Annotated in this window: 28 protein-coding genes and 1 riboswitch; of the genes, 8 read left to right on the top strand and 20 right to left on the bottom strand. The window is 67.4% G+C overall.

Annotated elements, in window-relative coordinates; translation table 11 throughout:
• Nucleotides 1-8 precede the first annotated feature (8 nt).
• From HUA74_RS34950 to HUA74_RS34940, 3 genes are all read left to right on the top strand, one after another.
• Nucleotides 9-851: a hypothetical protein gene (locus HUA74_RS34950; protein ID WP_174458023.1), complete on the top strand. Its 843-nt coding sequence runs from the start codon at nucleotides 9-11 to the stop codon at nucleotides 849-851.
• 56 nt (nucleotides 852-907) lie between these two features.
• Nucleotides 908-1,354, top strand: coding sequence for a lipocalin-like domain-containing protein (locus tag HUA74_RS34945; protein WP_174458022.1), 447 nt, complete (start codon nucleotides 908-910; stop codon nucleotides 1,352-1,354).
• Nucleotides 1,355-1,513: 159 nt separating this feature from the next.
• Nucleotides 1,514-1,795, top strand: a complete 282-nt coding sequence (locus HUA74_RS34940) for a hypothetical protein (protein WP_141641531.1) — start codon at nucleotides 1,514-1,516, stop codon at nucleotides 1,793-1,795.
• Here the strand turns inward: HUA74_RS34940 and HUA74_RS34935 are convergent.
• Nucleotides 1,780-1,920, bottom strand: coding sequence for a hypothetical protein (locus HUA74_RS34935; protein ID WP_174458021.1), 141 nt, complete (start codon nucleotides 1,918-1,920; stop codon nucleotides 1,780-1,782). The two genes, HUA74_RS34940 and HUA74_RS34935, sit on opposite strands and share 16 nt — an antisense overlap.
• A 33-nt stretch (nucleotides 1,921-1,953) precedes the next feature.
• Here HUA74_RS34935 and HUA74_RS34930 point away from each other — a divergent pair, with 33 nt between their 5' ends.
• Nucleotides 1,954-2,223, top strand: a complete 270-nt coding sequence (locus HUA74_RS34930) for a hypothetical protein (protein WP_174458020.1) — start codon at nucleotides 1,954-1,956, stop codon at nucleotides 2,221-2,223.
• Between the two features lie 70 nt (nucleotides 2,224-2,293).
• Complete coding sequence (locus HUA74_RS34925; protein ID WP_254625384.1) at nucleotides 2,294-3,607, top strand: M91 family zinc metallopeptidase; 1,314 nt, start codon at nucleotides 2,294-2,296, stop codon at nucleotides 3,605-3,607.
• A gap of 32 nt (nucleotides 3,608-3,639) precedes the next feature.
• On the opposite strand, the gene HUA74_RS34920 is transcribed toward HUA74_RS34925, so the two are convergent.
• From HUA74_RS34920 to HUA74_RS34895, 6 genes are all read right to left on the bottom strand, one after another.
• The gene (locus tag HUA74_RS34920) at nucleotides 3,640-3,942 is read right to left on the bottom strand and encodes a hypothetical protein (protein ID WP_174458018.1); all 303 of its coding nucleotides are present in this window, start codon (nucleotides 3,940-3,942) and stop codon (nucleotides 3,640-3,642) included.
• Nucleotides 3,943-4,206: 264 nt separating this feature from the next.
• A complete protein-coding gene (locus tag HUA74_RS34915) occupies nucleotides 4,207-4,830 on the bottom strand; it encodes a hypothetical protein (protein ID WP_174458017.1) in 624 nt (207 codons plus the stop codon).
• Nucleotides 4,831-4,898: 68 nt separating this feature from the next.
• Complete coding sequence (locus HUA74_RS34910; protein WP_254614687.1) at nucleotides 4,899-5,837, bottom strand: helix-turn-helix transcriptional regulator; 939 nt, start codon at nucleotides 5,835-5,837, stop codon at nucleotides 4,899-4,901.
• Between the two features lie 34 nt (nucleotides 5,838-5,871).
• Entirely contained in the window at nucleotides 5,872-6,816 is a 945-nt protein-coding gene (locus tag HUA74_RS34905; RefSeq protein ID WP_254625383.1) for a type 1 glutamine amidotransferase domain-containing protein, read from the bottom strand.
• Nucleotides 6,817-6,903: 87 nt separating this feature from the next.
• Entirely contained in the window at nucleotides 6,904-8,286 is a 1,383-nt protein-coding gene (locus tag HUA74_RS34900) for a hypothetical protein (RefSeq protein WP_174458015.1), read from the bottom strand.
• Between the two features lie 416 nt (nucleotides 8,287-8,702).
• On the bottom strand, nucleotides 8,703-8,861 hold the full coding sequence (locus HUA74_RS34895; RefSeq protein ID WP_174458014.1) for a hypothetical protein: 159 nt from the start codon (nucleotides 8,859-8,861) through the stop codon (nucleotides 8,703-8,705).
• Nucleotides 8,862-8,878: 17 nt separating this feature from the next.
• Between HUA74_RS34895 and HUA74_RS34890 the strand changes: the two genes are divergently transcribed.
• Both HUA74_RS34890 and HUA74_RS46110 read left to right on the top strand, forming a co-directional pair.
• The gene (locus HUA74_RS34890; protein WP_174458013.1) at nucleotides 8,879-9,679 is read left to right on the top strand and encodes a hypothetical protein; all 801 of its coding nucleotides are present in this window, start codon (nucleotides 8,879-8,881) and stop codon (nucleotides 9,677-9,679) included.
• Nucleotides 9,680-9,682: 3 nt separating this feature from the next.
• Nucleotides 9,683-9,784: a hypothetical protein gene (locus HUA74_RS46110; RefSeq protein WP_141641538.1), complete on the top strand. Its 102-nt coding sequence runs from the start codon at nucleotides 9,683-9,685 to the stop codon at nucleotides 9,782-9,784.
• A gap of 82 nt (nucleotides 9,785-9,866) precedes the next feature.
• On the opposite strand, the gene HUA74_RS34880 is transcribed toward HUA74_RS46110, so the two are convergent.
• From HUA74_RS34880 to ahcY, 4 genes are all read right to left on the bottom strand, one after another.
• Entirely contained in the window at nucleotides 9,867-10,181 is a 315-nt protein-coding gene (locus HUA74_RS34880) for a hypothetical protein (protein WP_174458012.1), read from the bottom strand.
• Nucleotides 10,182-10,261: 80 nt separating this feature from the next.
• On the bottom strand, nucleotides 10,262-11,470 hold the full coding sequence (locus HUA74_RS34875) for an extracellular solute-binding protein (protein WP_174458011.1): 1,209 nt from the start codon (nucleotides 11,468-11,470) through the stop codon (nucleotides 10,262-10,264).
• A gap of 34 nt (nucleotides 11,471-11,504) precedes the next feature.
• On the bottom strand, nucleotides 11,505-13,862 hold the full coding sequence (locus HUA74_RS34870) for a patatin-like phospholipase family protein (RefSeq protein WP_254625382.1): 2,358 nt from the start codon (nucleotides 13,860-13,862) through the stop codon (nucleotides 11,505-11,507).
• Nucleotides 13,863-14,078: 216 nt separating this feature from the next.
• Nucleotides 14,079-15,509, bottom strand: coding sequence for an adenosylhomocysteinase (ahcY, locus tag HUA74_RS34865; protein ID WP_174458010.1), 1,431 nt, complete (start codon nucleotides 15,507-15,509; stop codon nucleotides 14,079-14,081).
• Between the two features lie 87 nt (nucleotides 15,510-15,596).
• Nucleotides 15,597-15,666, bottom strand: a riboswitch (S-adenosyl-L-homocysteine riboswitch).
• Between the two features lie 228 nt (nucleotides 15,667-15,894).
• Between ahcY and HUA74_RS34860 the strand changes: the two genes are divergently transcribed.
• Nucleotides 15,895-16,434, top strand: coding sequence for a hypothetical protein (locus HUA74_RS34860; protein ID WP_141641543.1), 540 nt, complete (start codon nucleotides 15,895-15,897; stop codon nucleotides 16,432-16,434).
• A 62-nt stretch (nucleotides 16,435-16,496) separates the two neighbouring features.
• Here HUA74_RS34860 and HUA74_RS34855 read toward each other — a convergent pair whose 3' ends face one another.
• From HUA74_RS34855 to HUA74_RS34815, 9 genes are all read right to left on the bottom strand, one after another.
• Nucleotides 16,497-17,837: a hypothetical protein gene (locus HUA74_RS34855; RefSeq protein ID WP_174458009.1), complete on the bottom strand. Its 1,341-nt coding sequence runs from the start codon at nucleotides 17,835-17,837 to the stop codon at nucleotides 16,497-16,499.
• 171 nt (nucleotides 17,838-18,008) lie between these two features.
• The gene (locus tag HUA74_RS34850; protein WP_174458008.1) at nucleotides 18,009-18,359 is read right to left on the bottom strand and encodes a hypothetical protein; all 351 of its coding nucleotides are present in this window, start codon (nucleotides 18,357-18,359) and stop codon (nucleotides 18,009-18,011) included.
• A 145-nt stretch (nucleotides 18,360-18,504) separates the two neighbouring features.
• Nucleotides 18,505-19,884: a class I adenylate-forming enzyme family protein gene (locus HUA74_RS34845; protein WP_174458007.1), complete on the bottom strand. Its 1,380-nt coding sequence runs from the start codon at nucleotides 19,882-19,884 to the stop codon at nucleotides 18,505-18,507.
• Between the two features lie 18 nt (nucleotides 19,885-19,902).
• Nucleotides 19,903-20,913 (bottom strand): 3-oxoacyl-ACP synthase III family protein, encoded by a 1,011-nt coding sequence (locus HUA74_RS34840; protein ID WP_174458006.1) that lies wholly within the window; start codon nucleotides 20,911-20,913, stop codon nucleotides 19,903-19,905.
• Nucleotides 20,910-21,665 (bottom strand): SDR family NAD(P)-dependent oxidoreductase, encoded by a 756-nt coding sequence (locus HUA74_RS34835; protein WP_174458005.1) that lies wholly within the window; start codon nucleotides 21,663-21,665, stop codon nucleotides 20,910-20,912. Before HUA74_RS34835 ends, HUA74_RS34840 begins: the two co-directional genes overlap by 4 nt.
• Nucleotides 21,662-21,898, bottom strand: a complete 237-nt coding sequence (locus HUA74_RS34830; RefSeq protein ID WP_141641549.1) for an acyl carrier protein — start codon at nucleotides 21,896-21,898, stop codon at nucleotides 21,662-21,664. The genes HUA74_RS34835 and HUA74_RS34830 overlap by 4 nt, the downstream gene beginning before the upstream one ends.
• Nucleotides 21,899-21,915: 17 nt before the next feature.
• Nucleotides 21,916-22,974: a 3-oxoacyl-ACP synthase III family protein gene (locus HUA74_RS34825; RefSeq protein ID WP_174458004.1), complete on the bottom strand. Its 1,059-nt coding sequence runs from the start codon at nucleotides 22,972-22,974 to the stop codon at nucleotides 21,916-21,918.
• Nucleotides 22,971-23,762, bottom strand: a complete 792-nt coding sequence (locus HUA74_RS46930; protein WP_174458003.1) for a DapH/DapD/GlmU-related protein — start codon at nucleotides 23,760-23,762, stop codon at nucleotides 22,971-22,973. Before HUA74_RS46930 ends, HUA74_RS34825 begins: the two co-directional genes overlap by 4 nt.
• A complete protein-coding gene (locus HUA74_RS34815) occupies nucleotides 23,759-24,958 on the bottom strand; it encodes a zinc-binding dehydrogenase (RefSeq protein WP_174458002.1) in 1,200 nt (399 codons plus the stop codon). Before HUA74_RS34815 ends, HUA74_RS46930 begins: the two co-directional genes overlap by 4 nt.
• Nucleotides 24,959-25,026 lie beyond the last annotated feature (68 nt).

Raw genomic sequence — 25,026 nt, 5'->3', positions numbered from 1 at the left:
TGGACTCGATGGCGAATCTACTCGACCTCATTGGGGAATCCGCGCCGTATGTCCATGTCTACGACCTGGTCGTGGACAATGGCGTGCTGCACAGTCGCTTCAAGCCGGAGCAGCAGCGATACGGCGAAACGACGTTGATGAGCTGTTCGGAGGCGCTTCGCACTCTGGCGGTCCACGGGGTGCTGACCTGTGCCGCGGCGAATCCCAGTCAGGGCAGGCACTACTATCTCGCCGCCAGGGCGGACCTCCAGGTGCTCCCCATCCAGGCGACCACGTCGGGCTCCTTTCACTGTGTGGGGCGCGTGGAGCGGATTGAACAGCGCAAGCAGTTTCCCTACTTCAAGGCGACCACGACGTGTTTCACGGAGGATGGCGAGCGCTACGCGGTCATGGATGGGGAGTGCATTGCCCTCCCCGAGGCGGCGTTCGTGGCCATCAAGGGGGCTGATGCCTCACCAGTGGGCGTGCGGGCTCCTGGCCAGCCCAGCCCCTACAGGGACCCCGTGAGACCGATGAAGCTGGAATGGACGAAGCCCGGTGAGGTGCTGCGGGCCGAACTGGAGGGGTTTCCCCGCGAGGACTTCGTTGGCCACTTCGATGTGCGGGCGCTGTGTCCCTTGTCCCTCCTGGCGGGGAATGCGTTCTCACTGCTGCGTCATTTCCCTGGCTTCGATGCCTATCGAATCAGCAAGTGTCTGGCCACCTGCAAGGACGTGCCGCTCCCGGGGGAGCCCATGCTGTTCAACTGCATCGCCGAAGCGGCCGGCCAATTCAAACTCATCGCGGAGAATGGCCAGGGCAAGCACCTGGCTGCATTTCATCTCGAGGCGCGACCCGACTCGCATGGATGAGGCGCCGCTGAATCAGCCCGCATGGCCGTTCAACCTTCCCCGCAGGAGATGAACCGATGCTCAAGGATGGACTTGTCGGCACCTGGCAGCTCGTATCCCTGGCGAGCCTCCTCCCCGATGGCAGCAGGGCCCATCCTTTCGGGCATCAGCTCTTGGGGATGTTGATGTATGACAAACATGGAAGCATGTCGGTGCAGTTGATGCGGGGCGCCCGCGCCCGCTTCCAGTCCGCGGACCTGCTGGGGAGCCAGGAGAAGGAAGCGAAGGCCGCGCTGGACGGAGCCGCCGTGTACTTCGGGACCTACGAGGTCGACGAGGAGACGGACACGGTCTCTCACCACATCCAGGGCAGCCTCTTTCCGAACTGGATGGGGACTGTGCAGCGACGCAAGGCCGTCCTGGATGGCCATCGGCTCTTCCTGCGCACCGAGCCTCTCGCGTTTGGGGGCAGCCAGGCCGTGGTCGTCCTGGAATGGCGCAGGTTGACGCCCTCGTCCACCTGAGCCCCGTGGCGGCGGAGCCCCAGGGGTTCCTGCCCTGGCGGCTTTGTCGTCGAGTGAGCCTGGATATGTTTCACGCGGGGAGAACAAGACTGGCTCGAAATCCAGTTGCTCCTGTGATAGATGCGTTCGGCGATACCTTCACTGGATGGGAGCCGAAAAATGTTCAAGCAGCCCGCGAAGTTGGCTTGTGTCGTCGCGCTGGTCCTGAGTGGTTGTGGTGGTGCACCCGAGGAGTTGTCCGTGGACGGGTCGGAGGTCATCGAGTCGACCGAGCAGGCCCTCATCTGGGCGTGTGACGGGACGCGCGCCTTCAACCGCTACTGGTACGTGAACAACATCGAGGTCGGCCGCGAGTACTGCGACTGCCCCGATATCCTCAACAAGTTCGGCGAGCAGCGGGGCCGTTACACCCAGGAGCGCATCGCCTACTGCGCTCCTTGAGCCGGCGCGCCGCGCTCCTTCCGCTGTGCCTGCTCCTGCTCGCGTGTCACGCCGAGCAGGAGCCCGTCACGCCGCCCCTCGTGGGAGACTCCTGCTACGAGCACGTCCGGCGTCTCGCCGCGCATGACCCGTGCTCTCCAGCCGGGTACGCTTGCGGGATGACTCGCGCCTGGGTCACCGAGGTGTTTGAGGGCCTCGAACGACAGTCTTCCGGATACAAGTTCGACGACGGTATCGACGGCTCCAGGGCCGGCTACCGGGTCGTCCATGGCGACGAACTCCAAGGGGTCTTCCAGCACCACGCGGGACGCGACGAGACGGTCATCTACCGCGTGCGTCACACGGGCACGGAGGACCATGTCGTCACCATCGAGCAGCTTCCGCGCGGGCAGGGCTATCGCATCTACCCCTGGACCCGCCACCCCTGAAGTGCGTGGGTGTAACCGCTTTCATGCTCGCGCCGTAGGAGAGGTCTCTCCGTCCCTGAGGAGCACCTCCATGTCCGGTACCAAGGTCGCCGCGAAGGTCCTCGCCAAGCCGTTCTTGTCCTCGCCGAAGGCCGAGTTGGCGAAGCCGAAGCCGGTCCTCCCTCAGGCCGCGAAGCCGGCGAGTTCCTTCGCGCGAGACTCCTTTGATGCGGCGCAGCGGAGGCCTGGCCCGGACCTGACGGGCGCGCCTCGCGCGAAATCGAGCGCGACCCCGCCGACCGTCAGCGAGGACAGGTCCGGACGGACGGTGGTGAACCTTGGCGCGGGGGACGACACGGCGACCGTCTCCCAGGGCCCCAAGGGCGGGCTGACCATCACCAGCGGGAGCTCGACCATCCAGCTCACGGCGGAGCAGGCCGAGAATGTGGTCATCAAGGGCGGCGACGGAAACGACAAGATTACCGTGGACGTCAACGTGACGACGGGCGTGGCCATCCATGGCGGAAAGGGAGATGACTATCTCCAGGGTGGCTCGGGTGATGACTCCATCCGGGGCGGAGATGGCCGGGACGTGGTGTATGGCCTGGGCGGCAATGATGCCGTGAGCGGCGGGGCGGGGCGGGACTACCTGGATGGCGGCCGTGGCGATGACAGCCTCAAGGGCGACTCTGGCAAGGACCAGGTGATTGGCGGGCGGGGCAATGACACGCTGGCCGGCGGTTCGGGGAGCGATGTGCTCGCGGGAGGGGCCGGCAAGGATGCCATTGACGGCGGCTCCGGGCGCGATGAGGTCTATTCGCAGAAGAACGACACCGTGGCGCGCTCGCGCCAGGACACCGTCACCACGGTGGACCTGAGCGAGGACGTGGGCACGTCGGTGACGGTGAAGGGGGATGCGAACTTCCAGGCGCGTGTGCAGTCGGACCTGGAGGCGTTGGAATCCCTCCCGGTGGGACGGGAGCTGCTCTCGGGGCTGGATGCCAGTGGCAGGTCGACCACCATCCGGGAGACCTCGGGTGGAGACTCGGCCTCTCCGACCAACGACGACGACTCGTGGTTGAGGCCCGATGGGACGCCGGGGCCGGGCTCGGACGCGACCATCAAATACAATCCCACCGACACGGAGTACTACGAGGGGGACGAGTCCTGGCAGGTGAAGCCCCCCGTCACCACGCTCTTCCACGAGCTGGTGCATGGCTACAACTACGCCACGGGGACGCGCGCACCGGGAGAGACGGACGGCGTGAACAACCGCGAGCTGGCCGCGGTGGGGCTGCCCTATGACCACGACGGCGACGCCAGCACGCCCGACATCCGGCCCTCGCACCCCACCGAGAACAAGCTCAGGGAGCAGCTCGGGCTGACGCCCCGCCCGGAGTACTGACGGGGGAGGCGTCACGCGGAGGAGGCCGTGGCTCAGGGCACGAGGCTGACCTCGTAGCCCACGTCCACGTTGAAGATCTCCGGTTGGCACGAGAAGTTCGGACTGCGAACCGTCGCCTTCCAGCAGAGCTGAGCTCCTCTGGAGGGTGAGAGGTCCACCACCGCCTCGCTCTGCCCGACCGCGAATGGCACGCCCAGCCAGGTGGGCGCGGGATTCGATTGGCAGCCCCCTTCACCGCACAGCCTGCGGTCCGAGGCGACGGAGTAGGAGATCTCCGCTCCCGATGGAGAGGACTGGCGCTCCGTGGGGAAGCGGTCGTCCTTGCGAACGCGCACGCGTGAAATGGCGCAGTGGGGCGCCGCGGTCTCGCTGATGACCGTCGAGCGTGGCGGGGAGCACGGGGCCGGGCTCGGGGACCGGCCCGGAGCAACTCATCAGCAACACCAGACACAACAGCCCATTTCAAGGACGCAACGCACCTGGCTGCCACGCATCATGGACTCCCCCTGTGGGGCGCACGGGCGACCCGGGCCGCAACGAATCATCATTGGGCCATCCCTGACAACTGGCCCCAGGGGCCTGTCCGTTCAACCGCCTCCTTATCCCCGCGCCGGGCCCCCAAAGGCATCCTCGGATTCGAACCGTTGGAGCAGGTCGGCGCTCTCTTCAATGAGCGCGTCGGCGATGCTCGCGCGCTGTTCCTCGGGCCCCCGCGCGTAGCGCGTCAGCTTCTCTCCGATGTCGACCAGTCCCGCCATGCGGGAGGCGGGCGGCGGGCTCCAGGTCCGTCCGGTCAAGCTCCCCACCCCGCGGCAGAAAGCGCCGAGGTGGTAGCTGGTTCCGTCCAGATAGACATGGGCCTTGGGCGGGAAGCGCGTCCTGAGGAGCGCGGCGTTCCAGAGTCGCTTCAGGGCCTCGAGCAGTGGAGGCTCGATGGGAGCGCTGACCACCTCGACCGAAGGCAAGGCCCGCGTTCCTCCCGTGTCTCGCGAAGCGTCTCTCACGATGGGCCAGAGCATCGACTCCATCCGGGTCGCGATGACGCGAGGACCGGGCCACTTCTCGTGGATGTAGACCGCCTCCTCGGGAGTAAACGAAGGCATCCTCACCAGGAGCAGCGTCCAGGAGGTGTTCGGAATCAGGAGGCGCGCGAGCTCCGATTCATAGGACGATGATGAAATCTGGGAGAAGGACCCGGGTTCAGGTCGCAGATGGTCGGTCATGGCGTGGCTCCTTGGGTGTCGGTGGGGAATGCGCCCGTCCGGACGCATCCCTGGACGTACCCATGACATCAGCGCGGTGAGCGCTGGCGCGCGAGGACCTGGGCCTTGCCTCGTGCCGTGGAGCCCGTGGAGCGCACCAGCTCGCGCAGCGCCGAGGGAGGAATGTCGTTGTACTTGCGAAACGTCCGCGAGAAGTGCGCCTGGTCGGAGAAGCCCGTACAGAACGCGACGTCCGTGAGCGTCAGCCCCGAATCTCCCAGCAGCGCATGCGCGGCGTCGACCCGGGAGCGTTGCAGCATCTCCGAGAACGTCGTGCCTTCCTGCCGCAAGGCGCGTTGAAGCGTGCGACGGGACAGGGTGAGGCGCCGCGCGCTCTCCTCGAGTGTCCAGGGATGCAGCAGGTCTTCGCCCATGAGCTTCTGGAGCCGGCCGCGAACCTCCTGTGGCTCCGCCGTCCCCGGCGCCTCGCTGGCGGGTGGGGGGGCCTGTCGGGTGGGCTTCCACGAGAAGGTCGCCAGGTCCGTCACCTCCGGCAGCGTCCTGGGGCCGGCGCGTGAGGCCCCGCCGTGGATGACGACGGACTCGAGGGACACGGTCAGCCCCGTGAAGCCCGCGGTCTCCAGGATGGCGACGAGGACGCCCCAGATGAACAGGTCGTTGACGACGCGAATCTTCCCGCCGTCGATGGCCACGTGTCGCAGCGTCATTCGCGCACGGGCCTGGTCATGCTCGACGAGCCGCGTACGGTGCCGGGAGTGCATGAAGCGCTCGAGCGTGCTCCATCGTTCCACGGTGTGTCGGGGCGTCTGCCCCGCGCCCAGGGCTCGCAAGACGGGGTGCGATGAGAGCGTCCGAAGCTCGCGGCCCAGCTCCAACACCGGGCGCCACCCATGGGCATCCATGACGGCCTGGAGGATGTCGACCTTGTCCCGCCCCTGCGTGGCGATCTCCGGGTAGTCACGAGCGACGGCCGCCTTCAGCACGGCGCTCAGGGCCGGGCTCGTCATGACGCCTTGGTCCTCCATCGTCAGCCGCCCCAAGTCATGGAGAAGTGTCCGGAGCCGCGCTCGACGCCAGCTCGCACCGCCCCGCGTTGCGCCAGTCACTGAGCGCGGCGAGGAAGAGCGTGTTGAAGTCCGCGCCGGAGAAGGGGTTCTGGCTGGTCACCAGGTTGCAATCGCGCACGGCGCGCGAGCGGCCCGGGAACGCCGTCTCATGGTGATAGCCGGCGTCGTCGAGTTGCTCTCCGATGCCTCGGACCTGTGCGCGTGCGCCCATGACGAAGGTCTCGATGTACCACTCTTCGAAGCCGGACACGGAGGTGACGCGCCGCCCCGCGAAGGGGCTCTGCCCGGCCGGCAGGCGCGAGAGGAGCGCGGGCGCATGGCAGACGAGCCCCACGGGACGGGCGGTGGCCCCGAAGTCGACGAGCAGTCCGTGCAGGTCCGTGTCGTGGAGCAGGTCCACCATGACGCCCTGTCCTCCCGGGACGAGGATGGCCTGAAACGCCTCCGCGCGCGTGCGGACCTCGGACAGCGGGAGCGGTGCGACCAGTTCGGGGAGCTTCGCCACCAGGGCCTGCGCTTCGGCGAGCGCCTCGGGTCGTTCCTTCCAGTACGACGGCTTCTGTCCCTCCGGGTCGAACGCGGGCGTCCGTCCCCCCGGCGTCGCGAGCACCACCGTGTAGCCCGCGTCGACGAGCGCCCGATAGGGTTCGTAGAACTCGTTCAAGAACACCCCTGTCTGACGCCTGGAGCCGTCCGCGAGCTGCTGCTCGGACGCGGCGGAGAGGACCATCAGCACCGTCCCAGGTGCGCGGACCTCTGCTTGAGAGAGTGGGGTGGAGGGAAAGACGAGGTGGCGGGTGGGCGTCGTCGCGCAGCCACACGCACCGCCGACGACCGCGAGCGAGAGGATTGCGAGCCACCACGTCGAGGTCCTTCCAACGCGGAAGGCGGGAGTCTGGATTGGGCCGGGCGCTGCCATGCGGGTCCTCCTGGTGACAACTTCATCGCCAGGGTAGGAGCGCGAGCGCGAGCGGGCTTGAACGAATGCGCCAATCCGCGGCCTGCCTCAGCCGTGGAAGGACTTGAAGTAGTTCGCCATGATGGCCGGGTGGTCTGAATAGAACTTCCCATCCAGCGTTCGGGACAGCGACACCGTGTCTTCGCCTCTCAGGTTCATGGCTTCGGTTTCAACCTGGTCGGTGTTGGCGATCAACCCACCCATGTAGTTGTTCTGTGAATTGGTATTGGAATGCGACAGGGTGTAGGTGGGCTTGACGGTGTTGTCCGCGAGCGTCGTGAAGTTGAACTGATTCGGGAAGAACCCTCCGTTCAGCTCGAATGAGTCCATGTTCAGGTCACCCAGCAGCGCGTCGATATCGTTCTGGCGCGCGAACTCGCCTACCGCCGCAAGGGCCTGCTGCTTCTTGGTGTCGGACGTGAAGCCCGTGTATCCGGCATCCAGGTGGACGCCCGCGATATCGATATGGACCTGGAACTCGGGACTGATCTTCTGGACGCAGAGCCACTTCTCCTTGTGTTTGACGCCTTGTCGGAAGAGGACCTTCGCGTCGTACAGGACATGTGACATGAACTTCTCGTCCACCAGGGCGTAGGCGGCAATCTCGTTCTTCGCGTCGACGCCGGCGTCGGGACCGAGGATGTCCTTGATGCTGCCGATCTTCCGGTACCTGAGCTCCGGGCAGGGCTGAAGGACCTTGGGGAATGGGGCGTCCTTGAGCTCCTCCGAGAGGAAGATGACCTCGGGACAGAGCCTGCTCAACTGGACATGCAGGTCGATGGGACTGGCGGCATGGACCCGCTTCCATTCCGACGAGTTCGTGCAGGCCATGATGTGCTTGAGGACGATGTTGTCGTAGCTGCCCTCGATCTGCGTGGGCGTCATGGGAGTCGACCTGGCCTCGAACACCTGCTGACCGGGATAGACACTGGTGTTGAGGGAGGAGAGGGCCCTGGAGGTCGTCGGAGCCGACGTCGATGCGAAGTGGTTGTCTCGCTGGGGGATGAAGTCCGCCTGGAAGGTCCCTTTCTTCGCATTGGTTTTGTAGAAGTTGTTCCCCGCGTCGAAGGGGATGAAGAGCGTCATGCATTGCAGTCGCATGACGCTGGGCGGGATATACGGCGCCGTGTCGTCGACGGTGGTGGGCTCCTCAATCATCCCCTGCCCGGAGCCCGACCCCGAGACCTCTGACAACGTCATGGCGGACTGGGTGCGCCGGAGCGTGTGCCGGGTCTTCGAGATGCCGCTGACCCGCATGTCGACCTTCTGGACCCGTTGCTTGTGGTGATCGAGCTTGTTGTCCCCGTATTTGAACTTGCCCTTCGTGGGTTGGCCCCGGGCGACGAGGCGGATGCATCTCCTGCACATCTTCTTGCTCTCGAACTCGAAGACGAAGGTGTTCTCATGACACCTTTTGCACTTGATGATCATGCGGGCTCACAATCGTCGAGCGTGGGGGAGCCCCGTGCCCGGGTGGGTGCGTCACGGAAGCTTCGATTGCAGCCACCGTGCCGGGAGTCCGCCAGGGCCACGCTCCGCGCGGTGTCGCTCGTGGGGTGTCGGCAAGACCCCCGTGTCCCGGCAGGCCGCGTTCAACTTGGACGCGGACGCGTCCTGGAGGTACGCGAGTCAGGACGTGGAGGGGCGCGGCCGTTCTCCTCGGGGGGAAGTGCCCCATTTCGGGCGCCTTCCCCCGAAGGAGCTCCGACCATGCCGCCGCTCTCGTTCCGGCGTCTCGTGTTGTCCTGTCTGACGCTGCTGGCCACCTCGGGCTGTATGACGGGCCCTCACAATGGAACCACCACCGGGGACTCGGTGATTGGAGAGACGTTCCTGTTCGAGGGCTACTACCCCGAGCCGAGCACGCCCATCTCGCTCCAGGTCTTGAGGGCCCCGGACCTGGACCCGGCGGTGGAGTCCCACTGGCAGCAGTTCGCCACGGCCATCACCACCACCACGCCCACCCACGTCAACCGGCCCGAGCCCCTCTTCCACTGGAGTGTCACGGCCGCGCCCCCCGTCCATGGTGGGCCTTGCCTGCTATGTGAAGAACTACGGGGTGCTCAATGGCCAGCCGGTCTTCGGCGGCAGCTCCGCGTCCGCCCTTCAGGACGCCGTGGCCCGGACGAACTCGTTCGCCACCGTGGCCATGACCTTCACGCCTCCGGCTGGCTCCCCCAACAGCGTGAAGTTCATGGTCTACGACGCCGCGGGCTTCCTGACGCCCGCGGCGCAGCTCGACAACACCGGGTTCAACACCTTCGTGCCCGGCAACTGTTTGTCCTGCCATGGCATCAAGGCGAACTACAACGCGGCCACCAACTCCGTGGTGGGACAGGCGCAGTTCCTCCCGTTCGATGTCTTCAGCTTCCGCTACTCCACGGCCGCGGGTTTCACCCACGCGGCCCAGGCGGATGCCCTGCGGCGCCTCAACCATCTGGTGACCCTGACGGGGCCCACCGACGGCATCCGCGAGTTCATCGAGGGCACCTACGCGCCCAAGCCCGTCTGGGATGTGACGGCCGTGGCCAATGACACCTACGTGCCTCCGAACTGGAAGAACAGCAAGCAGAAGGGGCTGGGGCTCTATCGGGGCGTCGTGAAGCCCTACTGCCGCACCTGCCACATGTCCTCCACGGACCCCAACCTGGACTTCCTGGACCAGGCTGACTTCACTTCCAACTCAGGGGCCATCAAGGTGGATGTGTGTGGAGTGGGCCACTCCATGCCCAACGCGGAGCACGTCATGAAGAAGTTCTGGAACAGCGGTGCCCGCGCCTATCTGGACATGGGATTGGACATGCAATCTCCCTGCGGTCCCTGAGGGGTGGGGCGCTGGAGCGGCTACCTCCTCGCCACGAACCTCAACGACTCCATCGAGCGGTACAACCCCGCCACCAACACCTGGACGAACCTCGGCCAGCCCTGAGCGGCCGTGAGCAGTCGAGGGGCTGGGGACCTGAGTCCTCAGCCCCTCAACTGCTCACAAAAGCAAGACGTCGCGCCTCCTGCTATTTGATGCAGAGGGTGGTGTCGGTCAGTATGTCCGTCCGCTGGACCCAGCGGACCGTCTCGCAGGACTCGCCGGACCCGCAGGCGTCATCGTCCTGGCAGCGGCGGTGACACTTGCGGTCGCCCGTCTCCTGCTGGCGCAGCGACTCCCCGTTCGAGGCGGGCGGGCCACAGACCTGGCTGACGTAGCAAACCTCCTCGGCGCTCGTGCACTTGTCGGTGAACGAGCAGGCCGCGAGCGAGGACTTCGGGACGTCGGACCCGCAGCCAGGGGTGAACATGAGGCAGAGCAAGCTCAGAACAGTCAGTCGCATGGGGGATTCGGAGAAGAAGGGGGCCACGAGAATACGAGAGGCGAAGGTGAAACGGGCACCTTCTCCTCCCGTTTCGCGTGCTACTGCAAGTCTTCCAGCAACGCTGTCTGAAGCGCCTTCCTGTTCTCCGGGAAGCCCTGGTTGGGGTAGGGCCGGGCCCCGCTGAGGAGCGGCTCGAACTTCTGATACATGGGGTCGGAGCGCGCGGGCTCCTGCTGGTAGAAGGCGCGGTTGGCCTGGAGCAGGTAGCGCGGCGAGGTGCCCGCGGGAGCGTCCTCGCTGAAGGCAATCAGCCGGCGAACCTCGGGGTCGCTCATGAACTCGGTGAAGGCGTGGGCATCCTGTGCGCAAGTCCCGGTGCAGTTCGCGTTGAGCACCAGCGCGTCCACGAAGACCGCCGGAGCCGAGCCGGTGCCGAGCGGCACGGAGATGACCTGCGGGAGCGGCTGGGAGGGCCGGGCCTGGCGAATGAAGAACAGCCGCTCGGTGTAGCCCATGAAGCCATTGGCCTGCTCCGTCGCGAAGGCCTCTTCCGCCACGGTGTTCGAGTCGTAGGTGCCATCCAGACACGGATTGACACCCTGCTCGAGCGCGCAGCTGTCGACGACTGTCTTGAAGGACGCCACGGAGGGCGAGTCCAGCGGCAGGGTGATGGCGCTCGCGAGCGCTGAGCCAGGATGCGTGTCCGCCCAGGCGTCCAGGTACGAGGAGGGCAGCGTCCAGCTCCCGTCGAAGTTCACGGCGAGCGGGCGCTTGCCGGGGGACACCTCGCCCAGAATCTGGACGAGCGACGCTCCATCCGTGGCCGTCTGGAGTTGGGGGCTGCGCGAATAGACGACGTAGGTGCACAGATAGGTGGGGACGCCATAGTCCTCACCGGAGATGCGCACGGCCTCCTCGGCGGCGGGATGTGAGACGCCCGGCTGCACGGGGACTGGCTGAATCCAGCCCTTCGACGCGAGCGAGCCGAGAATCAACGTGTCCACCTCCACCACCTGGGCGGCGCCCGTGCCCTGACCGAGGAGCTGGTTCAGCGCGCCGCCTTCATCCAGGTCATAGAGGTCCAGTTGTGAGTCGAACACGATGTCCAGGTCGATGTCCGAGTTCGCCCGCTCGAAGTCGGCTTCGAGCCGCTGCTTGAGGCTCGCGAAGCCATCTCCAGCGGCGTCTGGGATGTAGGGGAAGAGGACAGCCTTCAGCGGACGAGGCGGGGTGGGCGTGGGGTCGGGTGATTCCGAGCACGCACCGAGGACGAGGACGACAGGGCAGAGCAGGGCTCTCCAATGCATGGCGTGGCTTCCTTTGGGCGCTGTGAGGGAGAGATCAGAGCGCGACTTCCACACCGAGGCCAGGGGCTATCGACCAGAGCGTCTTCCGGTTGGTGGACCCCGGGTACCACTCACCGACGAGCTGGACGCGGAACCGCTCCAGGAAGGCCATACCCGCCAGGGCCTGGACGACGGGGCGCGAGCAGGCCGTCACCCGGCTGGCACCGCGGTCCTCGCAGTCGGTGGTCCCATAGTTGTCATTGGCGCTGAACATCCACCCGCCACGCAGTCCGAAGCGGCTCTGCGCGAGGAAGGACTGGTCCGTGCGGGGCCGGTACTCGAGTCCTCCCACGAGGGCCACCGAGAAGGACTCGCCTCCTCCCGACGAGAAGACGTCCTCGAGGCCCCGGAAGCCGACGGCGCTCGCGAACCGGAGACCCGTGGGGAGCCTCGACGCGAAGGCCCCCAGGCTCAGGCCGACCTCGCTCTGCGTGGGGCCCATGGTGAAATGCATCACGGTGTCCGGCGGAGCGAAGGCCACGCTGTCCGCGGCGAGCTTGCCCGCGAAGCCGACCACCTGCTTGTCGGCGCCGGGCTGCGCGGACGTGAGCCGGTGGAGGGCCCGCCCGATGGACTCCCGGATGCGCACGATGGCGAGGTCTCCACGCCCCGGCTCCACGCCGAGGTCGCGAAACTGGAACCCATAGGCACCCAGCAGCCGCATCGAGTAGTCCAGCTCCGGCTCCGTGGCGCCCTTCTTCCAGTCCGGCCAGCGGCTCGGCGCGATGCCGGGGACGTGGGGCGGAGGCTGTCCCGCCATGGCGCGGTCGCAGTGCGGGTTGCGCCAGGGGGTACCCTCGGCTTGCTTCCGGGCGGTGCTACACGCGAAGTAGAGCTGGTCCAGGGACACCTGCAAAAGCGCGCGGAAGTCCGCCATGGCGTCACCCTGGCAGGCCCGCGTGGCGTCCGAGGCTCCGTCATAGACGGCGCGCATGCAGGTGAACGGCGCCCACCCGCCGGGCTCCTCCGTCGGTTCGCCAAGAGGGTCCGCGAAGCGCGCCGTGCCGGCGCTCACGTCCTCCAGCATCCTGCGGGCGTCGTACATGCCCAGGTAGAAGTCGAACGTGCGGAACTCGGTCTCGAAGAAGCCGAGGAAGGCGAAGAGGGGCGCGCTCGCGGCGGGGAAGTGCCGACGTGGCACGACGAGGTGCCTGGCGATTTCGGGCTCCTCTTCGAGCAGCATGGAGAGTTCTTTCGAGCGCGCCGTGTCCACGAGGGCGGCGACGAGCCCGGCCACCTCGGCCGGCAGGGACTCCGCCTCGGCCTGGGACTCGGCGGGAAGCTGGACGGGGTACTCGGTGGCATCGGGGTCGACGAACGCGAAGGCGATGCCCTTCGGGGTGTCGCGCACCCCCGGCGTGGGGACATCGCGCCACTTCAGCTTGCCGTCGACAGGCCGCAGCCCGTCGCGCGCGAGCCCCACGGCCAGCCGCAGCGGCGCATTGTCGAAGATGCCTCCGTCGATGAACCGGGCGGTCTTCGCCTCCGACAGCGGGCAGACCGCGGGCGTGGTGGTGGACGAGCTCGACTCGCAGGTGGGCAGTGAGTGCGGAGGGAAGGCCACCGGGAACGACATGGAGGCGAGGATGAGGTTTCGCAGGTGCTCGAAGGGGATTTCGCCCTGGGCATCGGTGACGAGCAGCGGCTCCAGGCGACGACTGCCGGGCGTCGTGTAGTTGGTGGCGCGGGGGGCCTTTCCGGGGCCTCGGCCCTGGATGCGGATGGCGAACTTTTCCTCGATGCGTGGCAGCGACAGGCGCCCATTCGCGGCCCAGAGGACCCGAGGCTCCGCGCGCGTGGTGGACACGCCGAGCACCACGTCGCACGAGGGACTCACTCCCTGGTTCCAGGCCACTTCGATGCCGGCTGCTCCGCGCTCCAGCCACTCCCGCGAGAACATCCCGAGCGGCGTCGTCGAGGACGGGAGGAAGAGGCGGTCGAACCCGATGGGAATCCAGGTGCGCCAGAACAGCGACTTCTCGGGGGAGGGCGCCTCGACGCCACAGGCGGCCAGCACCGCCAGCAGCGAGTTCAGGCTGCCAGCGGACGCGCCCGTGAGCAGCCGGAGGTCCACGCGCTGACTGCCCCGGGACGAGGCGAGCGCGTAGTACAGGAAGCCCGCTTCATACACACCCAGGGACACGCCTCCGCTCACGGTGAGGGAGACGGCCGAAGGGGGCGCGGCCTCCGGGTCCATCGGCTGTGACTTCGCCGGCGCGGTGGCGAGGAACAGCGCGCACGCGAGGGCGAGCGGAGACAAAGAGAGCGGGAAGCGCATGGAAGGGCGGATGGGCGGGGAGGGCCTGGCGACGGCTGGTGCGGCGCGTGCCTCGCTGGCTGCGACGGAACCCATGGCCCGGCAACGTAGACCCGCCCTGTCCCGGGCGCATCTGGCTTCCTGACGGGGTGCCACATCGTCGACTCCACTGGCGCGAAGGGATGTTGCGCCAGCGGAGGTCGTTCCATCAGCGGCGGCTCATGACCGCTCACGTGTTCGACGGGACACCGGCCTGCCGGAGCTCAAACCCGGACGGGTTCGCGCTCCAGCAGGAGTCCTCCGGTCGGAGGATTAGTAGCGGTAGGTGTCCTGCTTGTACGGACCGCTCTTCTCCACGCCGATGTACGAGGCCTGCTCCGGGGTCAGCTCGGTGAGCTGCGCGTTGAGCTTCCGGAGCTGCAGCCGGGCGACCTTCTCATCCAGGTGCTTGGGCAGCACGTACACCTTGCCCACCTGGTACTTGTCGCTGTGCGAGTACAGCTCGATCTGCGCGATGGTCTGGTTCGCGAACGAGCTGGACATCACGTAGCTGGGGTGACCGGTGCCGCAGCCCAGGTTCACCAACCGGCCCTTGGCGAGCAGGATGATGCGCTTGTTGTTCGGGAAGATGACGTGGTCGACCTGCGGCTTGATCTCCTCCCACTGGTACTTCTCCAGGGAGGCGACCTCGATTTCATTGTCGAAGTGGCCGATGTTGCAGACGATGGCCTGGTCCTTCATCTTGGCCATGTGGTCGTGGGTGATGACGCTCTTGTTGCCCGTCGCGGTGACGAAGATGTCCGCCTTGTCCGCGGCGTAGTCCATGGTGACGACGCGGTAGCCTTCCATGGCGGCCTGGAGCGCGCAGATGGGGTCGATTTCGGTGACCCACACCTGGGCGGACAGCGCGCGCAGCGCCTGCGCGGAGCCCTTGCCCACGTCTCCGTAGCCGGCGACGACGGCGATCTTCCCGGCGACCATCACGTCCGTGGCGCGCTTGATGCCGTCCACCAGCGACTCGCGGCAGCCGTACAGGTTGTCGAACTTGCTCTTCGTCACGCTGTCGTTGACGTTGATGGCGCGGAACAGGAGGGTGCCCTTCACGGACATCTCCTGGAGGCGGTGCACGCCCGTCGTCGTCTCCTCGGTCACGCCGAGGATCTTCGCCGCCTTGCGCGAGTACCAGGTCGAGTCCTGGGCCAGCTTCGCCTTGATGGAGGCGTACAGCTCGCGCTCCTCCTCGCTCTGGGGCGAGGCGAGGACGCTCGCGTCCTTCTCCGCGCGCTTGCCCAGGTGCATCAGCAGCGTCGCGTCACCACCGTCGTCCAGAATCATGTTCGGACCCTCGTGGTCGCTGCCCGCGGGGCCGAACTCGAAGATGCGGTGGGTGAAGTCCCAGTACTCCTTCAGCGTCTCGCCCTTGTGGGCGAACACGGGCGTGCCCGCGGCGACGAGCGCGGCGGCGGCGTGGTCCTGCGTGGAGAAGATGTTGCACGACGCCCAGCGCACCTCGGCGCCCAGCGCCTGCAGCGTCTCCACCAGCACCGCCGTCTGGATGGTCATGTGCAACGAGCCAGTGACGCGAGCGCCCTTGAGCGGCTGCTGCCTGGCGTACTCCTCGCGGATGGCCATGAGGGCGGGCATCTCGCTCTCGGCGATCCGGATTTCCTTGCGGCCCCACGCGGCGAGCGACAGGTCGGCGACGGCGTGGTCCTGCTTCTGGGTCTGGGGAATGGCGGTCATGAGAATGGCTCCTGCTGATGGTTGCGAATCGTGCTGGCGAGGACCTGCCGAGCCGCTGAAAGCGGACCCACCCTCGCAAGCAACGCGTCCAGGTGAGTGCCGTTGGGTATTCCGCTTCGAGCCTGGGGCCAGAGGCCTCGCAACACTCCTCGAAGTCGCGGGGAAACTACGAGAAGCCGCCGCGAATTTCAAAGGGAGATTGCCGCCCCGGTGGGCAGGCCGGCGACCTCCTCGCGGCCGCCTTCACTGGAGGGCTCCAGGGGGCTTGAAGGGGCGGGCCCCGCTTCCATGTGGGTGCGTGGACCTCCTGGAATCGTGAGATTCTGGACAGGGCCGCCAGCAGGGAGGCACCATCGCCGCCTCCCAACAACCCCGAGGGGCCGCAATGCCGTCGAAAAGCGCTGGAGCATCTCTGAAGGCCATCAACGAGAACATCCGGGCCGCCTATGCCCGACGCGACCGCTGGGCGGCCCTCGCTCCCGAGGTCTTCGAGGCCCTGAAGGGGCAGATCCAGAAGGCGAACCAGGACGCCGGCCCCAAGTCCGAGGGCACCCTGACGCTCGTCATCGAGCAGGTCCCCCACTGGGATGACTCGCGGGCGTACGAGGTCCGGTTCCTGGGGCACGACATCGGCCTCGTCAAGGGCAACGGCGTTCCCGCCGGGCCGGTGCATGCCCACGGCGCGTCGCTGAAGATCGCCCCGCTGGTGAGCGGCCTGATTGGCGCGAGCTACACCCCGAGCTTCCTCACCGTGGGCGAGGAGCACTACGGCGACGCCAAGCCGGAGCTGGCGCTGCTGGGTGTCTTCGAGCCGGACGAAATCGCGCGCCCCAAGCTGCTCGAGGAGCTGCTCGACAAGACCGCCGCGCGCGCCGCCGTGGACCACTGGGCGAGCGGTGGCACGGTGCGGGCGACGGGGGACTGACCCTCGTCAGCCGTCCTCACGGGCTCCAGGACCGACACGAGGTCCTGGGCGCCCGCGGGGCTTCAGGGCGAGACGACGGGGTAGTGCTTCACCAGGTCCTTCCAGGCGGGCTCGGAGAGCCCCCAGGGACCGCAGATCAGCTGCGTCAGGTGCGGGAAATGGACCCGGTTGCGCGTGAGCGCTTCGGCGCCCCCGTCGGTCAGGATGGCTCCCGTCAGGTCGAGCACCTCGAGCGACTGGACGTGCTTCATGCGGACCAGCTCGCGGCACAACACATCGCCGAAGTGGCAGTTGTGCAGCTCGAGCCGACGGAGGGCGGCAAGTCCCTTCGCCTCGAAGAGGGGCGCCAGGTCCTCGGGGGTCCACGCGATGTACCACTCGTACTGGAAATCGATGTGCAGTCGCTCGAGCTTCGGGAGTCGTGCCTCCCGCAGGAACTGGAGCCCGGTGCCCTTGGGAACGGGCGCGTGCTTCCACTGCGACAGGTCCGAGGGGCCACAGGGTGTGTGCCCCAGCCAGTGAAGTGAGAGCTCACGCAGCTCGGGATGCTCGACGTGCTCGGCGTGAAGCTCCGTCATGGGCAGCACGAGGGTCTGGAGCCTCGGGTACAGGGCCAGCAGGCGCGCGAGCGAGTGCAGCTGGACCCAGCGAATGCGCTCCTTCCCGTTGGGACTGGAGAACTCCAGGGACCACTCACGCAGCGACGGTCGAGGGCCCGCGCGCTCCAAGGCATCGAGGAGCTCTTCCAGCGGATTCGCCCCGAGGCCCGTGAGCTTGATGCCGAGTGACTCGAGCGACGCTGTGTCAGGGGAGGTGAGGGCGATGCTCAGCAGCGCGAGCCCCGCGTCGGGGCGGGTGAAGTCGTGGAGGTCCAACGAGAGCCCGAGCGTCCGCGTGTCCTGGCGTCGACGCTCGAGCGCATCGTCATGGATGTCCTCCCAGGAGTTCTTCCGGTCGATGGTGAGCTGCTCCAGCGACGGAGGGAGGCCGGCTCGACGGATTTCCTCGAGGACGAGGGAGAGTTCTGCTTCAGAGCCTCCAAGGTCCACGCGCAGACTCAAGGCTCGAACGGGCTCCATCCGGATGAGCCGTGCGTAGACGCCACGGGCGCGGCTTGCGTCCACGGTGACGCGGTCCACGAACCCGCGCACGAACACGGCGTCCCCCGGCAGGAGTCCGAGCTCCGCGAGCCACGTCGCCTCATGTGCCGCGAGCAACGAGGCCTCGCGCTCCCGAAGCGTCGGCGCGGCGGCCTTCGTCCCGGCCTTGGCGAGCGCGCACTGCACCTGGATGAACTCGCCCCGTGGGTCGCCCTGGTGTCGTAGCGCCTCGGCGAGTCGCAGGCGAAAGGTGTCCGTCGCATCGGCTGCGAGCGCCGCCAGGTCGTTCGGTGAATGCGTCACGCGCCGGACTGTACGGTGCGGCGAGGTTCTCGCCCACTGTCCGGCCTGGCGCCGCTGCCCCCTCGGCGCGCTTCCTCGCGGTGCGTGATTGGCTTCTGGAGGGGCAGGGGACGGCAAGCCAGGGGCCTGCTGTCCCCAGACCGAGGTCCGGCTCAGGTGCTCATCGGTGAACTACCCGCAGGCGTCACTGCACTGGGTGAGCTGACAGCCATAGCTCGCCGCCTTCGCATCGGCGTCCTGTCGCGCGAACCGACACGCCTTCTTGCAACCGCCGAGGAAGGTGGTGGAGCCAAAGCCAACGACACCACAGGTGCCTCCGCTGGCGGTGATGCCCGAGCAGGTCGTCTTGCAGTTGCGCGCGAACTGCTCGACGTTGTTCTCCTCGGACGAGGTCTCCTCCCCAGGCAGTTGCTCGGTCGTCTCCTCCGAGGGGGATTCCTGCTGCTCCTCCCCAGGCCCGCAGCCCGCGCCACCGAAACCCAGGATGCCGAGGACGGCCAGCAACATCACATGTCTCTTCATGACAACTCCTTCGCGCCTGTCTGGTGAAAGTGAAGTCCCAGGAGGCGGTGAGTTGTCTAGGTTTTCGTGGATATCCTGTCAATTTGGTGGATTTGGATGTGTTTGTTGTTGATGCGCGTTTGTGAGAGGGCGAGAGGAAGGGTGCTCAGCCGAGGCGCTGTTCGGGGTGCAGGCACGCCGCCAGTCGGCCCCGTTGCAGTTTGCCATTCGACGTCCGGGGGAGCTCTTCCACCCGGTAGAACTCGGTGGGGACCTTGTGCGGGGACAGGCGCTCACGCAGGGCCTGCCGCAGCTCGCGCTTGAGAGGGTTGGGCGCGCCGGGTTCGAATTGCAGGAAGGCCGTCAGTGTCATTCCATACAAGGCATCGTCGCGGCCCGACACGGCGGCGTCCGTCACTCCTGGCAGGGCACGCAGGGCCGCCTCGATTTCGAGCGGGCTCAGTCGTTCCCCGCCGACCTTGAGCAGGTCATCGTTGCGCCCCAGGAGCGTCACCAGCCCCTCGGGACTCCGTTCCGCCACGTCGCCGGTGTGCAGCCAGCCCTCCTCGCGGACCTTCTCGCGGGTGGCCTCGGGTGCTCCCAGATACCCCAACATCACCTGTTCGCCGCGCACGCACAGCTCGCCCTCCGGGGTGAGCTTCACGGTGAGCGAGCCGACCGGGAAGCCGGTGGCGGTGGAGAGAAACGCGGGGTGGTCGCTGCGCAGGCAGAGCACCCGGGGCGCCAGCTCCGTCTGGCCGTAGCAGGTGTAGACGCGGCTGGAGGGAAAGGCCCGCATCAGGCGTTGGCGCAGCTCCAGGTTCAGCGCCGCGCCAGCGGAGACGACGTGGGTGACGTCTTTCGTGAGCGCGGGTGCGTCGCCGAGCAGTCGCAGCAAGGTCTCGTGATGGGAGGGGACTCCGCTGATCATCCCATGTAGTCGCCCTTCGTCGAGCAGCCGCTTGAGTTCGACCAGGTTGCCGAGCAGGGACGTGGGGACACCCGCCGCCAGCGCGGGGAGCAGTTGTCCGAGCAGTCCGAAGGAGTAGGAGAGCGGAAGGAACAGCGTCTGCTGGGACACCGACGCGAAGTCGAGGGACGCGAGGACCGCGGCCACGTTCGCCTCGATGTTCCTCCGGGAGAGCTGCACCGCCCGAGGCGCCCCCGTGCTTCCGGAGGTGAACAGGACGACGGCTGTCTCCGGGTGGTGGGGCGGCTCGCTTCGGCCGCTTCGCCAGGAGACGGACAGGGACTCGTCCAGCTCGAAGCAGTCCCCCAGGCCGCTTCTCCGCGCCTTGACTTCCGAGTCCGTCCACTCCGGCGCGAACACGGCCAGCGGAACACCCGCCTCGTAGAAGGCCAGGAAGCGGGTGATGAACCCGAGGCTCCGATGGGCCCGCAGGATGGCGAGACCGCGCGGCCTGTCGACGAGGCCCGCCTTGAGGGTCTCGACCTCTCGGCGGAGTGCGGCGAAGGAGCAGGTCTCCTCTCCGAGGATGAGGGCAGGGGTGTCATCCGCGCGGAAGAAGGCGTGTGCGGTGCTCATGAGGCGTCCGCTCCGTGGCTAGAGGCGCTTGAGCAGCGCGCAGGCGGACGCGCCTCCCGCACCCGCGGAGATGAGCAGGACGCTCTGCCCCGCGCGCAGTGGGAGCTTCTCCTGGAGGTGCGCGAGCGCGATGCCCACGCTGGCTCCCGACGTGTTGCCTGTGAACTGGACCGTCTCCACCACCTTCGCGGGGTCCGCCCCCAGCTTGTCGGTGATGGCCCGGATGAGGTGCAGGTTGGCCTGATGGGGGACGAACCAGTCCACGTCGGCCACGCTCATGCCCAGCCGCCGCAGCAGCGACGCCGCGCCCGCCGACATGTTGTCCACACCCTTCATGAACAGCGTGGCCCCGTGCTCCATCTTCAGGAAGACCTTGGTCGGGTCATCGTTCAGGTGGTGGGGCAGGCGGGAGCCTCCGGCACGGATGGCGATGATGTCCGCCATGGAGGCGTCCGCACCCAGCTCGCTCGCCACGAGCTGATAGTCGGCCTGCTCGGGGCGCGGAGTTACCAGACAACTGGCGGCCCCGTCACCGAACAGGGCCGTGGTCGCCAGGTCCTCGCGGTTGAGGAACTTGGAGCGGATATCCGCGGCGATGACCAGATGGTCGCTCCCCGTGGCCAGCGCGAGTCCTGCTCCCACATGGACGGCGCTGGTGAAGCCCGCGCAGGCGGCCACCAGGTCCAGCACGCCAATGCCATCCAGTCCCAGCTTGGGGAGGACCAGTGGCGAGGTCGGCGGGGTGGGGAAGTCACCCGACACGGTGGCCAGCAAGAGCTGGGAGATTCGCCGGCGGTCGATGGCGCAGTCCTCCAGCAGCCGCAGGGCCGCCGCCGCCGCGATGTCGCTGCACGCCTGCTCCGGCTCCACCCAGTGCCGCTTCTCGACGCCGGTCCTGTGGGTAATCCAACTGGGGCGCGCCCGAGTCCCCATCCAGTCGAGCACGTCCTGATTGGTCATCACCTTCGCGGGCAGCCACGAGCGGGGCCCGAGCAGGTACACCGGTGCGGTGGGCTTCAAGAAGCTCATGGCTTCAACACTCCTTCCAATCGGAACATGGGGAGGCCCCCGGTGACGTCCAACACCGCGCCGTTGATGTACTGGTGCGCGGACAACAGGGAGTCGAGCGCTTCGCCGAAGTGCTCGGGCTCACCCAGCCCCCCCTGCGGGATGACGCCGCCCATCCGCTCCACGTAGAGGGGCCTGGACCAGTACTTCTTCGTCCGCGTCGTCTTGAAGAGCCCCAGCCGCACGGTGTTGCTCAGGACGTTGAACGCGCCGTAGTCCACCGCGAGGTTGCGCATCAGTCCTTCCAGCGCGGACTTGCACAGGATGTATGCGCCATAGCGCCCCGTGCCGCTGACGGTGGAGATGCTGGAGATGAAGACGATGCGGCCCCAGCGGGCTTCGACCATGGACGGCAGCAGGCGGCGCAGCAGCCAGACGTTGCCCATCAGGTTCGCGGTGACATCCTCTTCGAGCGCCGCCTGGGGAAGTTCATGGAAGCGGTGCAGGGGAGGGCGCCGCGTCCAGGCATTCAGCACCAGTCCCTGGAGGCCTTGGGCGAGCAGTCCCTCCAGGGCCGCGTCGCTGCGTCCGGGCGCCGCGAGGTCCAGCACCAGCCCCTGGGCCTTCAGTCCGTCGTCTCGATACCGCGCCCGCAGCTTCTCCAGCGAGGCTTCCGAGGACGCCGTCACGAACACCTCGTCACCCAGGGCGAGCCGTCGGCGAGCAATGGAGCGTCCGATGTCGGAGCCGCCTCCCGTGATGAGGACCCTCATGTGGCGCCCAGCTTTCGCAGCCACGCGGTCAGGGAGTCGAGGCTGTGGAACGCCTGCTCGGAGAAGTCCCGCCCGGAGATGCGCAGCGACAGTTCCTTCTCCAGCGCCGCGACGCCGAGCACCATCAGCAAGCTGTCCATTCCGTACGCGGCCAGGGGCTCGGAGGTGTCCGAGGGAAGCTCCTCCATGCCGGCGATGCGCAGGGCCTTCTTGATGCGTTCGAGCAGGTCCATGTCTGGGCTCCCCCGGTTCACTGCTTCACCCAGTGCTGCATGGCGAAGGACAGTCCTCCGCCCACGCTCATCAGCAGCACCGAGTCCCCCGGCGCGAACAGTCCCTGCTCCAGCGCCTCCGACAGCGAGAAGAGGACGGAGGCGCCGCCGATGTTGCCGACGCGGTCCGCGCTCCAGACGAGGCGGGCCTCAAGTCCTCCCTCCGCGCAGACCTGCTCGATGAGCTTGCGGTTGATTTGGTGGGCCACCACCCAGCGGACTCGCGCCAGGCCCTGGCCGCCAGGGAACATCGCGCGGAGCATCTCCAGGTAGCGTCGCAGCGCCTCCTCGCGAAGCCGGGTGCCATCTCCCGCCATCGCATAGCCTCCCTGCTCCAGGACGTTCCTGTCGGGAGGCAGTCTCCCCGGCGTCGTGTACAGGTCCACCAGCGTTCCGTCGGTGGCGTAGAGGCACTGGCGAACCTCGAAGTCGGGCGAGGTCGGCTCACGGCGAAGCCACAGGGCCGCGCCCCCATCCGCGAGGATGAACCAGGTCTCCTTGAGGGCCGGGTTCATCACCTTGGAGAGCGTCTCCGCGCAGCTCACCATCACGTTGTCGTAGCCGCTGCCCAGCAAGGACATCGCGAGGTGCAGGCTGGCCAGGGACGTGGAGCACCCCGCCTTGAGCTCATAGGCCGCGGCGTGACTGTCGAGCCGTCCCAGGATGGCCGCGGCCTGCGAGCCCGTGTAGCGGCTCGTCGTGGTGGTGCCATGAATCAGCGCTTCGATGTCGGCGCCGCCGTGGCCACCCAGTGCGCGCCGGGTCGCCGTCAGCGCGAGGGACTCGCTGGTCTCCTCGTCTCCTGGGGCGAGGGGCGGTTCTCCCGGGAGCGCTCCGGGCAGTCTCGCGAGGTAGCGCTGGCCGAAGCCCAGTCGCGCTCGCAGCTTCCGGCCGAGCGCCTCCAGCGTCTGGGCGGAGCGGCCGTGTTGCTCGGTGTCCCGGGCGAGCAGCTCCGCGTTGGACACGGTCCGCGTTCCAGGCCACGAACGGCCATGGCCCAGTACCTGGATGCCCAGGCGTGGCTCCAGCACCTTCATGGCGCGCTCGCTTCGACGGGAGCCTGGGGAGCCGGCGTCACCTGCGCACGGGCCGGGTTGAAGTGCTCCCACTCGAAGTTCTCGAGACGAGAGTCCTCCGGCAGCGTGTCCTTCAAGAGCTTGTTGTTGATGCCAATCCAGCTCCTCGCGCCGATGGTCGTCCGGGGCCCCACCATGGCGCCGGCTCCGAGGAACACGTTGTCGCCGATGTTCACCTCGCCCAACTGCACCTTGTCGCCGAGGAACACGTGGCCGAGGACGAAGACATTCGCGCCCATCGTGCAGCCCTTGCCGATGGTGAGCAGCGGGTAGTCCGCGAGGATGGCGAAGAGGGACGAGTTCACCCCGTACGCGATGCGGGCCCCCATGGCCCGCCAGTACAGATACTTGGTGACGTAGAACGTGAAGAAGAACGGCTGGAGTCCGCAGATGCGCACCGCGTGACCCAGACAAAGGACCGAGTACCAGGCGAGGTAGTCCCGGGACAGCTCCATCGCGTAGGTGCCCGGCCGCATGCGAGGGATGCACAGGCGCATGAGCCAGCACGTCGCCAGGAAGACTCCCGCGAGGACTCCGGGCGCCAGCAGCGCCCACGCGGCGAACCCGGGCCTGTCCCAGCGCCAGCGCAGGAAGAGCAGACATGACCACCACGCCACGAGGCCCGGCGGCAGGGCGAACGCCATCGTGACGAGGTCCACGAGGAGCACTCGCGTGAGGCCGAAGGCACGGGACTGGTGCTTGAACCGCTGCCTCGCGGTGGCGAGCGCGTCCGTCGCGTCCTGGGTCACGCGGCCTCCTGGTGGACGGGGCTCGGCGCTTCGGGGTTGACCTGGAAGAGGGGGAAGTAGGAAGCGACGCGGGCCTCCTCGACGTCACGCGCGAGCTGGGGAATCTCCTCCCAGGTGTAGACGCGCTCGCCGTCCACGGGGGGCAGCCAGCCCATCTCCTCCGCGAAGCCCACCGCCGCCACGGCCTCCGAGTAGCGCGCGTAGTGGGTGTGGATGTGCTGGTGCCTCTTGGTGCACTCGGTGGAGCGCGAGAGGTCGATGAGCTCCGCGCCGAGCTTCCAGCCCGCGGTGGCAATCACGCCCTGGCGGCCGAGCGCCTTCAGCGTGGCCTGGAAGAGGGGCGCGCCGATGTGGTCGAGGAAGATGGAGACATCCTGGCCACGTCCTGCCTCCTTCACCTTCGCGAGGAAGCGCTTCTCCGACTGGGTGTAGCGCTGGCGGTAGCCGGAGTCCGAAGCGAAGAGGGCCGGGTCCAGCATCAGGTCGGGGAACTCGCGCCGGTCGATGGGGATGATGTCCACGGAGGCGAGGTGTCGCAGGCGCTCGTCCTGGGAGGCGACCATGGCCACCCGGCACCCGGCGTACCGGGCCAGTCGGAGCTGCGCATAGGAGACGCCGCCGCCCCAGCCGACGACGAAGGGCGCGGGGCAGTCCGACTCGCTGACCTGCAGGCGCCAGCAGCCATAGGCGAGTCGCCAGTTGGACCAGGCGGTGATGTAGCGCAGGGAGAACGCGGCCCACTGCTTCAGCGAGTGACGGGTGTCGCGAGGAATGGGGACGAGCACGCGCTCGGGGAGCCGCGTCTTCCGGGCCAGCAGGCCCATGGTGTGGCTGGCGTCGTAGGCGAGCACCTTGACCGGGTAGCCGTGCTCGTCCTGCTCCGCGTTGCAGAACACGAGGCAGAGGTCTCCCGGGCGGACTCGCGTGACGGCGCTGCCCGTCTCGAGGACGCGCACGACGCCCGCGTTGCCGATGACGACCTTGTCTTCCCGACGCAGCCGACAGATGTCCACGGGCACGCGCTGGAGGGCGTGCCCCATGTTTCCCTCCCAGCAGCCATAGAGGGGCTCGGCGAGCACGTGCTCGGGACCGAGGTCCGGGATGATGAAGGACTCCTGGACCAGCTCACCCGGGACGCTCTTGCCGTCCCGCTGCTTCTCTCCGCGATGAAGGACCCAGGCCTGCGCCTCTTGCATGACCGCTCCAGTGATGCGCCGGGGGAGAGTCGCCGAGCGCGTCGAAGTGGAGGGATGATGTTGAATCC

Origin of the sequence: Myxococcus sp. CA051A (assembly GCF_013336705.1) — a bacterium.
Lineage (GTDB): Bacteria > Myxococcota > Myxococcia > Myxococcales > Myxococcaceae > Myxococcus > Myxococcus llanfairpwllgwyngyllgogerychwyrndrobwllllantysiliogogogochensis.
The sequence above is the reverse complement of the archived record's forward strand: the minus strand, read 5'-3'. Positions and strand labels throughout refer to the sequence as shown.

Excerpts from the sequence above, each read along its gene's own strand:
- HUA74_RS34950 (WP_174458023.1), top strand. The coding sequence starts at position 9 with ATGGCGAATCTACTCGACCTCATTGGGGAATCCGCGCCGTATGTCCAT.
- HUA74_RS34945 (WP_174458022.1), top strand. The coding sequence starts at position 908 with ATGCTCAAGGATGGACTTGTCGGCACCTGGCAGCTCGTATCCCTGGCG.
- HUA74_RS34940 (WP_141641531.1), top strand. The coding sequence starts at position 1,514 with ATGTTCAAGCAGCCCGCGAAGTTGGCTTGTGTCGTCGCGCTGGTCCTG.
- HUA74_RS34935 (WP_174458021.1), bottom strand. The coding sequence starts at position 1,920 with ATGCGCGGCGAGACGCCGGACGTGCTCGTAGCAGGAGTCTCCCACGAG.
- HUA74_RS34930 (WP_174458020.1), top strand. The coding sequence starts at position 1,954 with ATGACTCGCGCCTGGGTCACCGAGGTGTTTGAGGGCCTCGAACGACAG.
- HUA74_RS34925 (WP_254625384.1), top strand. The coding sequence starts at position 2,294 with ATGTCCGGTACCAAGGTCGCCGCGAAGGTCCTCGCCAAGCCGTTCTTG.
- HUA74_RS34915 (WP_174458017.1), bottom strand. The coding sequence starts at position 4,830 with ATGACCGACCATCTGCGACCTGAACCCGGGTCCTTCTCCCAGATTTCA.
- HUA74_RS34910 (WP_254614687.1), bottom strand. The coding sequence starts at position 5,837 with ATGACGAGCCCGGCCCTGAGCGCCGTGCTGAAGGCGGCCGTCGCTCGT.
- HUA74_RS34905 (WP_254625383.1), bottom strand. The coding sequence starts at position 6,816 with ATGGCAGCGCCCGGCCCAATCCAGACTCCCGCCTTCCGCGTTGGAAGG.
- HUA74_RS34900 (WP_174458015.1), bottom strand. The coding sequence starts at position 8,286 with ATGATCATCAAGTGCAAAAGGTGTCATGAGAACACCTTCGTCTTCGAG.
- HUA74_RS34890 (WP_174458013.1), top strand. The coding sequence starts at position 8,879 with ATGGTGGGCCTTGCCTGCTATGTGAAGAACTACGGGGTGCTCAATGGC.
- HUA74_RS34880 (WP_174458012.1), bottom strand. The coding sequence starts at position 10,181 with ATGCGACTGACTGTTCTGAGCTTGCTCTGCCTCATGTTCACCCCTGGC.
- HUA74_RS34875 (WP_174458011.1), bottom strand. The coding sequence starts at position 11,470 with ATGCATTGGAGAGCCCTGCTCTGCCCTGTCGTCCTCGTCCTCGGTGCG.
- HUA74_RS34870 (WP_254625382.1), bottom strand. The coding sequence starts at position 13,862 with ATGGGTTCCGTCGCAGCCAGCGAGGCACGCGCCGCACCAGCCGTCGCC.
- ahcY (WP_174458010.1), bottom strand. The coding sequence starts at position 15,509 with ATGACCGCCATTCCCCAGACCCAGAAGCAGGACCACGCCGTCGCCGAC.
- HUA74_RS34860 (WP_141641543.1), top strand. The coding sequence starts at position 15,895 with ATGCCGTCGAAAAGCGCTGGAGCATCTCTGAAGGCCATCAACGAGAAC.
- HUA74_RS34850 (WP_174458008.1), bottom strand. The coding sequence starts at position 18,359 with ATGAAGAGACATGTGATGTTGCTGGCCGTCCTCGGCATCCTGGGTTTC.
- HUA74_RS34845 (WP_174458007.1), bottom strand. The coding sequence starts at position 19,884 with ATGAGCACCGCACACGCCTTCTTCCGCGCGGATGACACCCCTGCCCTC.
- HUA74_RS34840 (WP_174458006.1), bottom strand. The coding sequence starts at position 20,913 with ATGAGCTTCTTGAAGCCCACCGCACCGGTGTACCTGCTCGGGCCCCGC.
- HUA74_RS34835 (WP_174458005.1), bottom strand. The coding sequence starts at position 21,665 with ATGAGGGTCCTCATCACGGGAGGCGGCTCCGACATCGGACGCTCCATT.
- HUA74_RS34830 (WP_141641549.1), bottom strand. The coding sequence starts at position 21,898 with ATGGACCTGCTCGAACGCATCAAGAAGGCCCTGCGCATCGCCGGCATG.
- HUA74_RS34825 (WP_174458004.1), bottom strand. The coding sequence starts at position 22,974 with ATGAAGGTGCTGGAGCCACGCCTGGGCATCCAGGTACTGGGCCATGGC.
- HUA74_RS34815 (WP_174458002.1), bottom strand. The coding sequence starts at position 24,958 with ATGCAAGAGGCGCAGGCCTGGGTCCTTCATCGCGGAGAGAAGCAGCGG.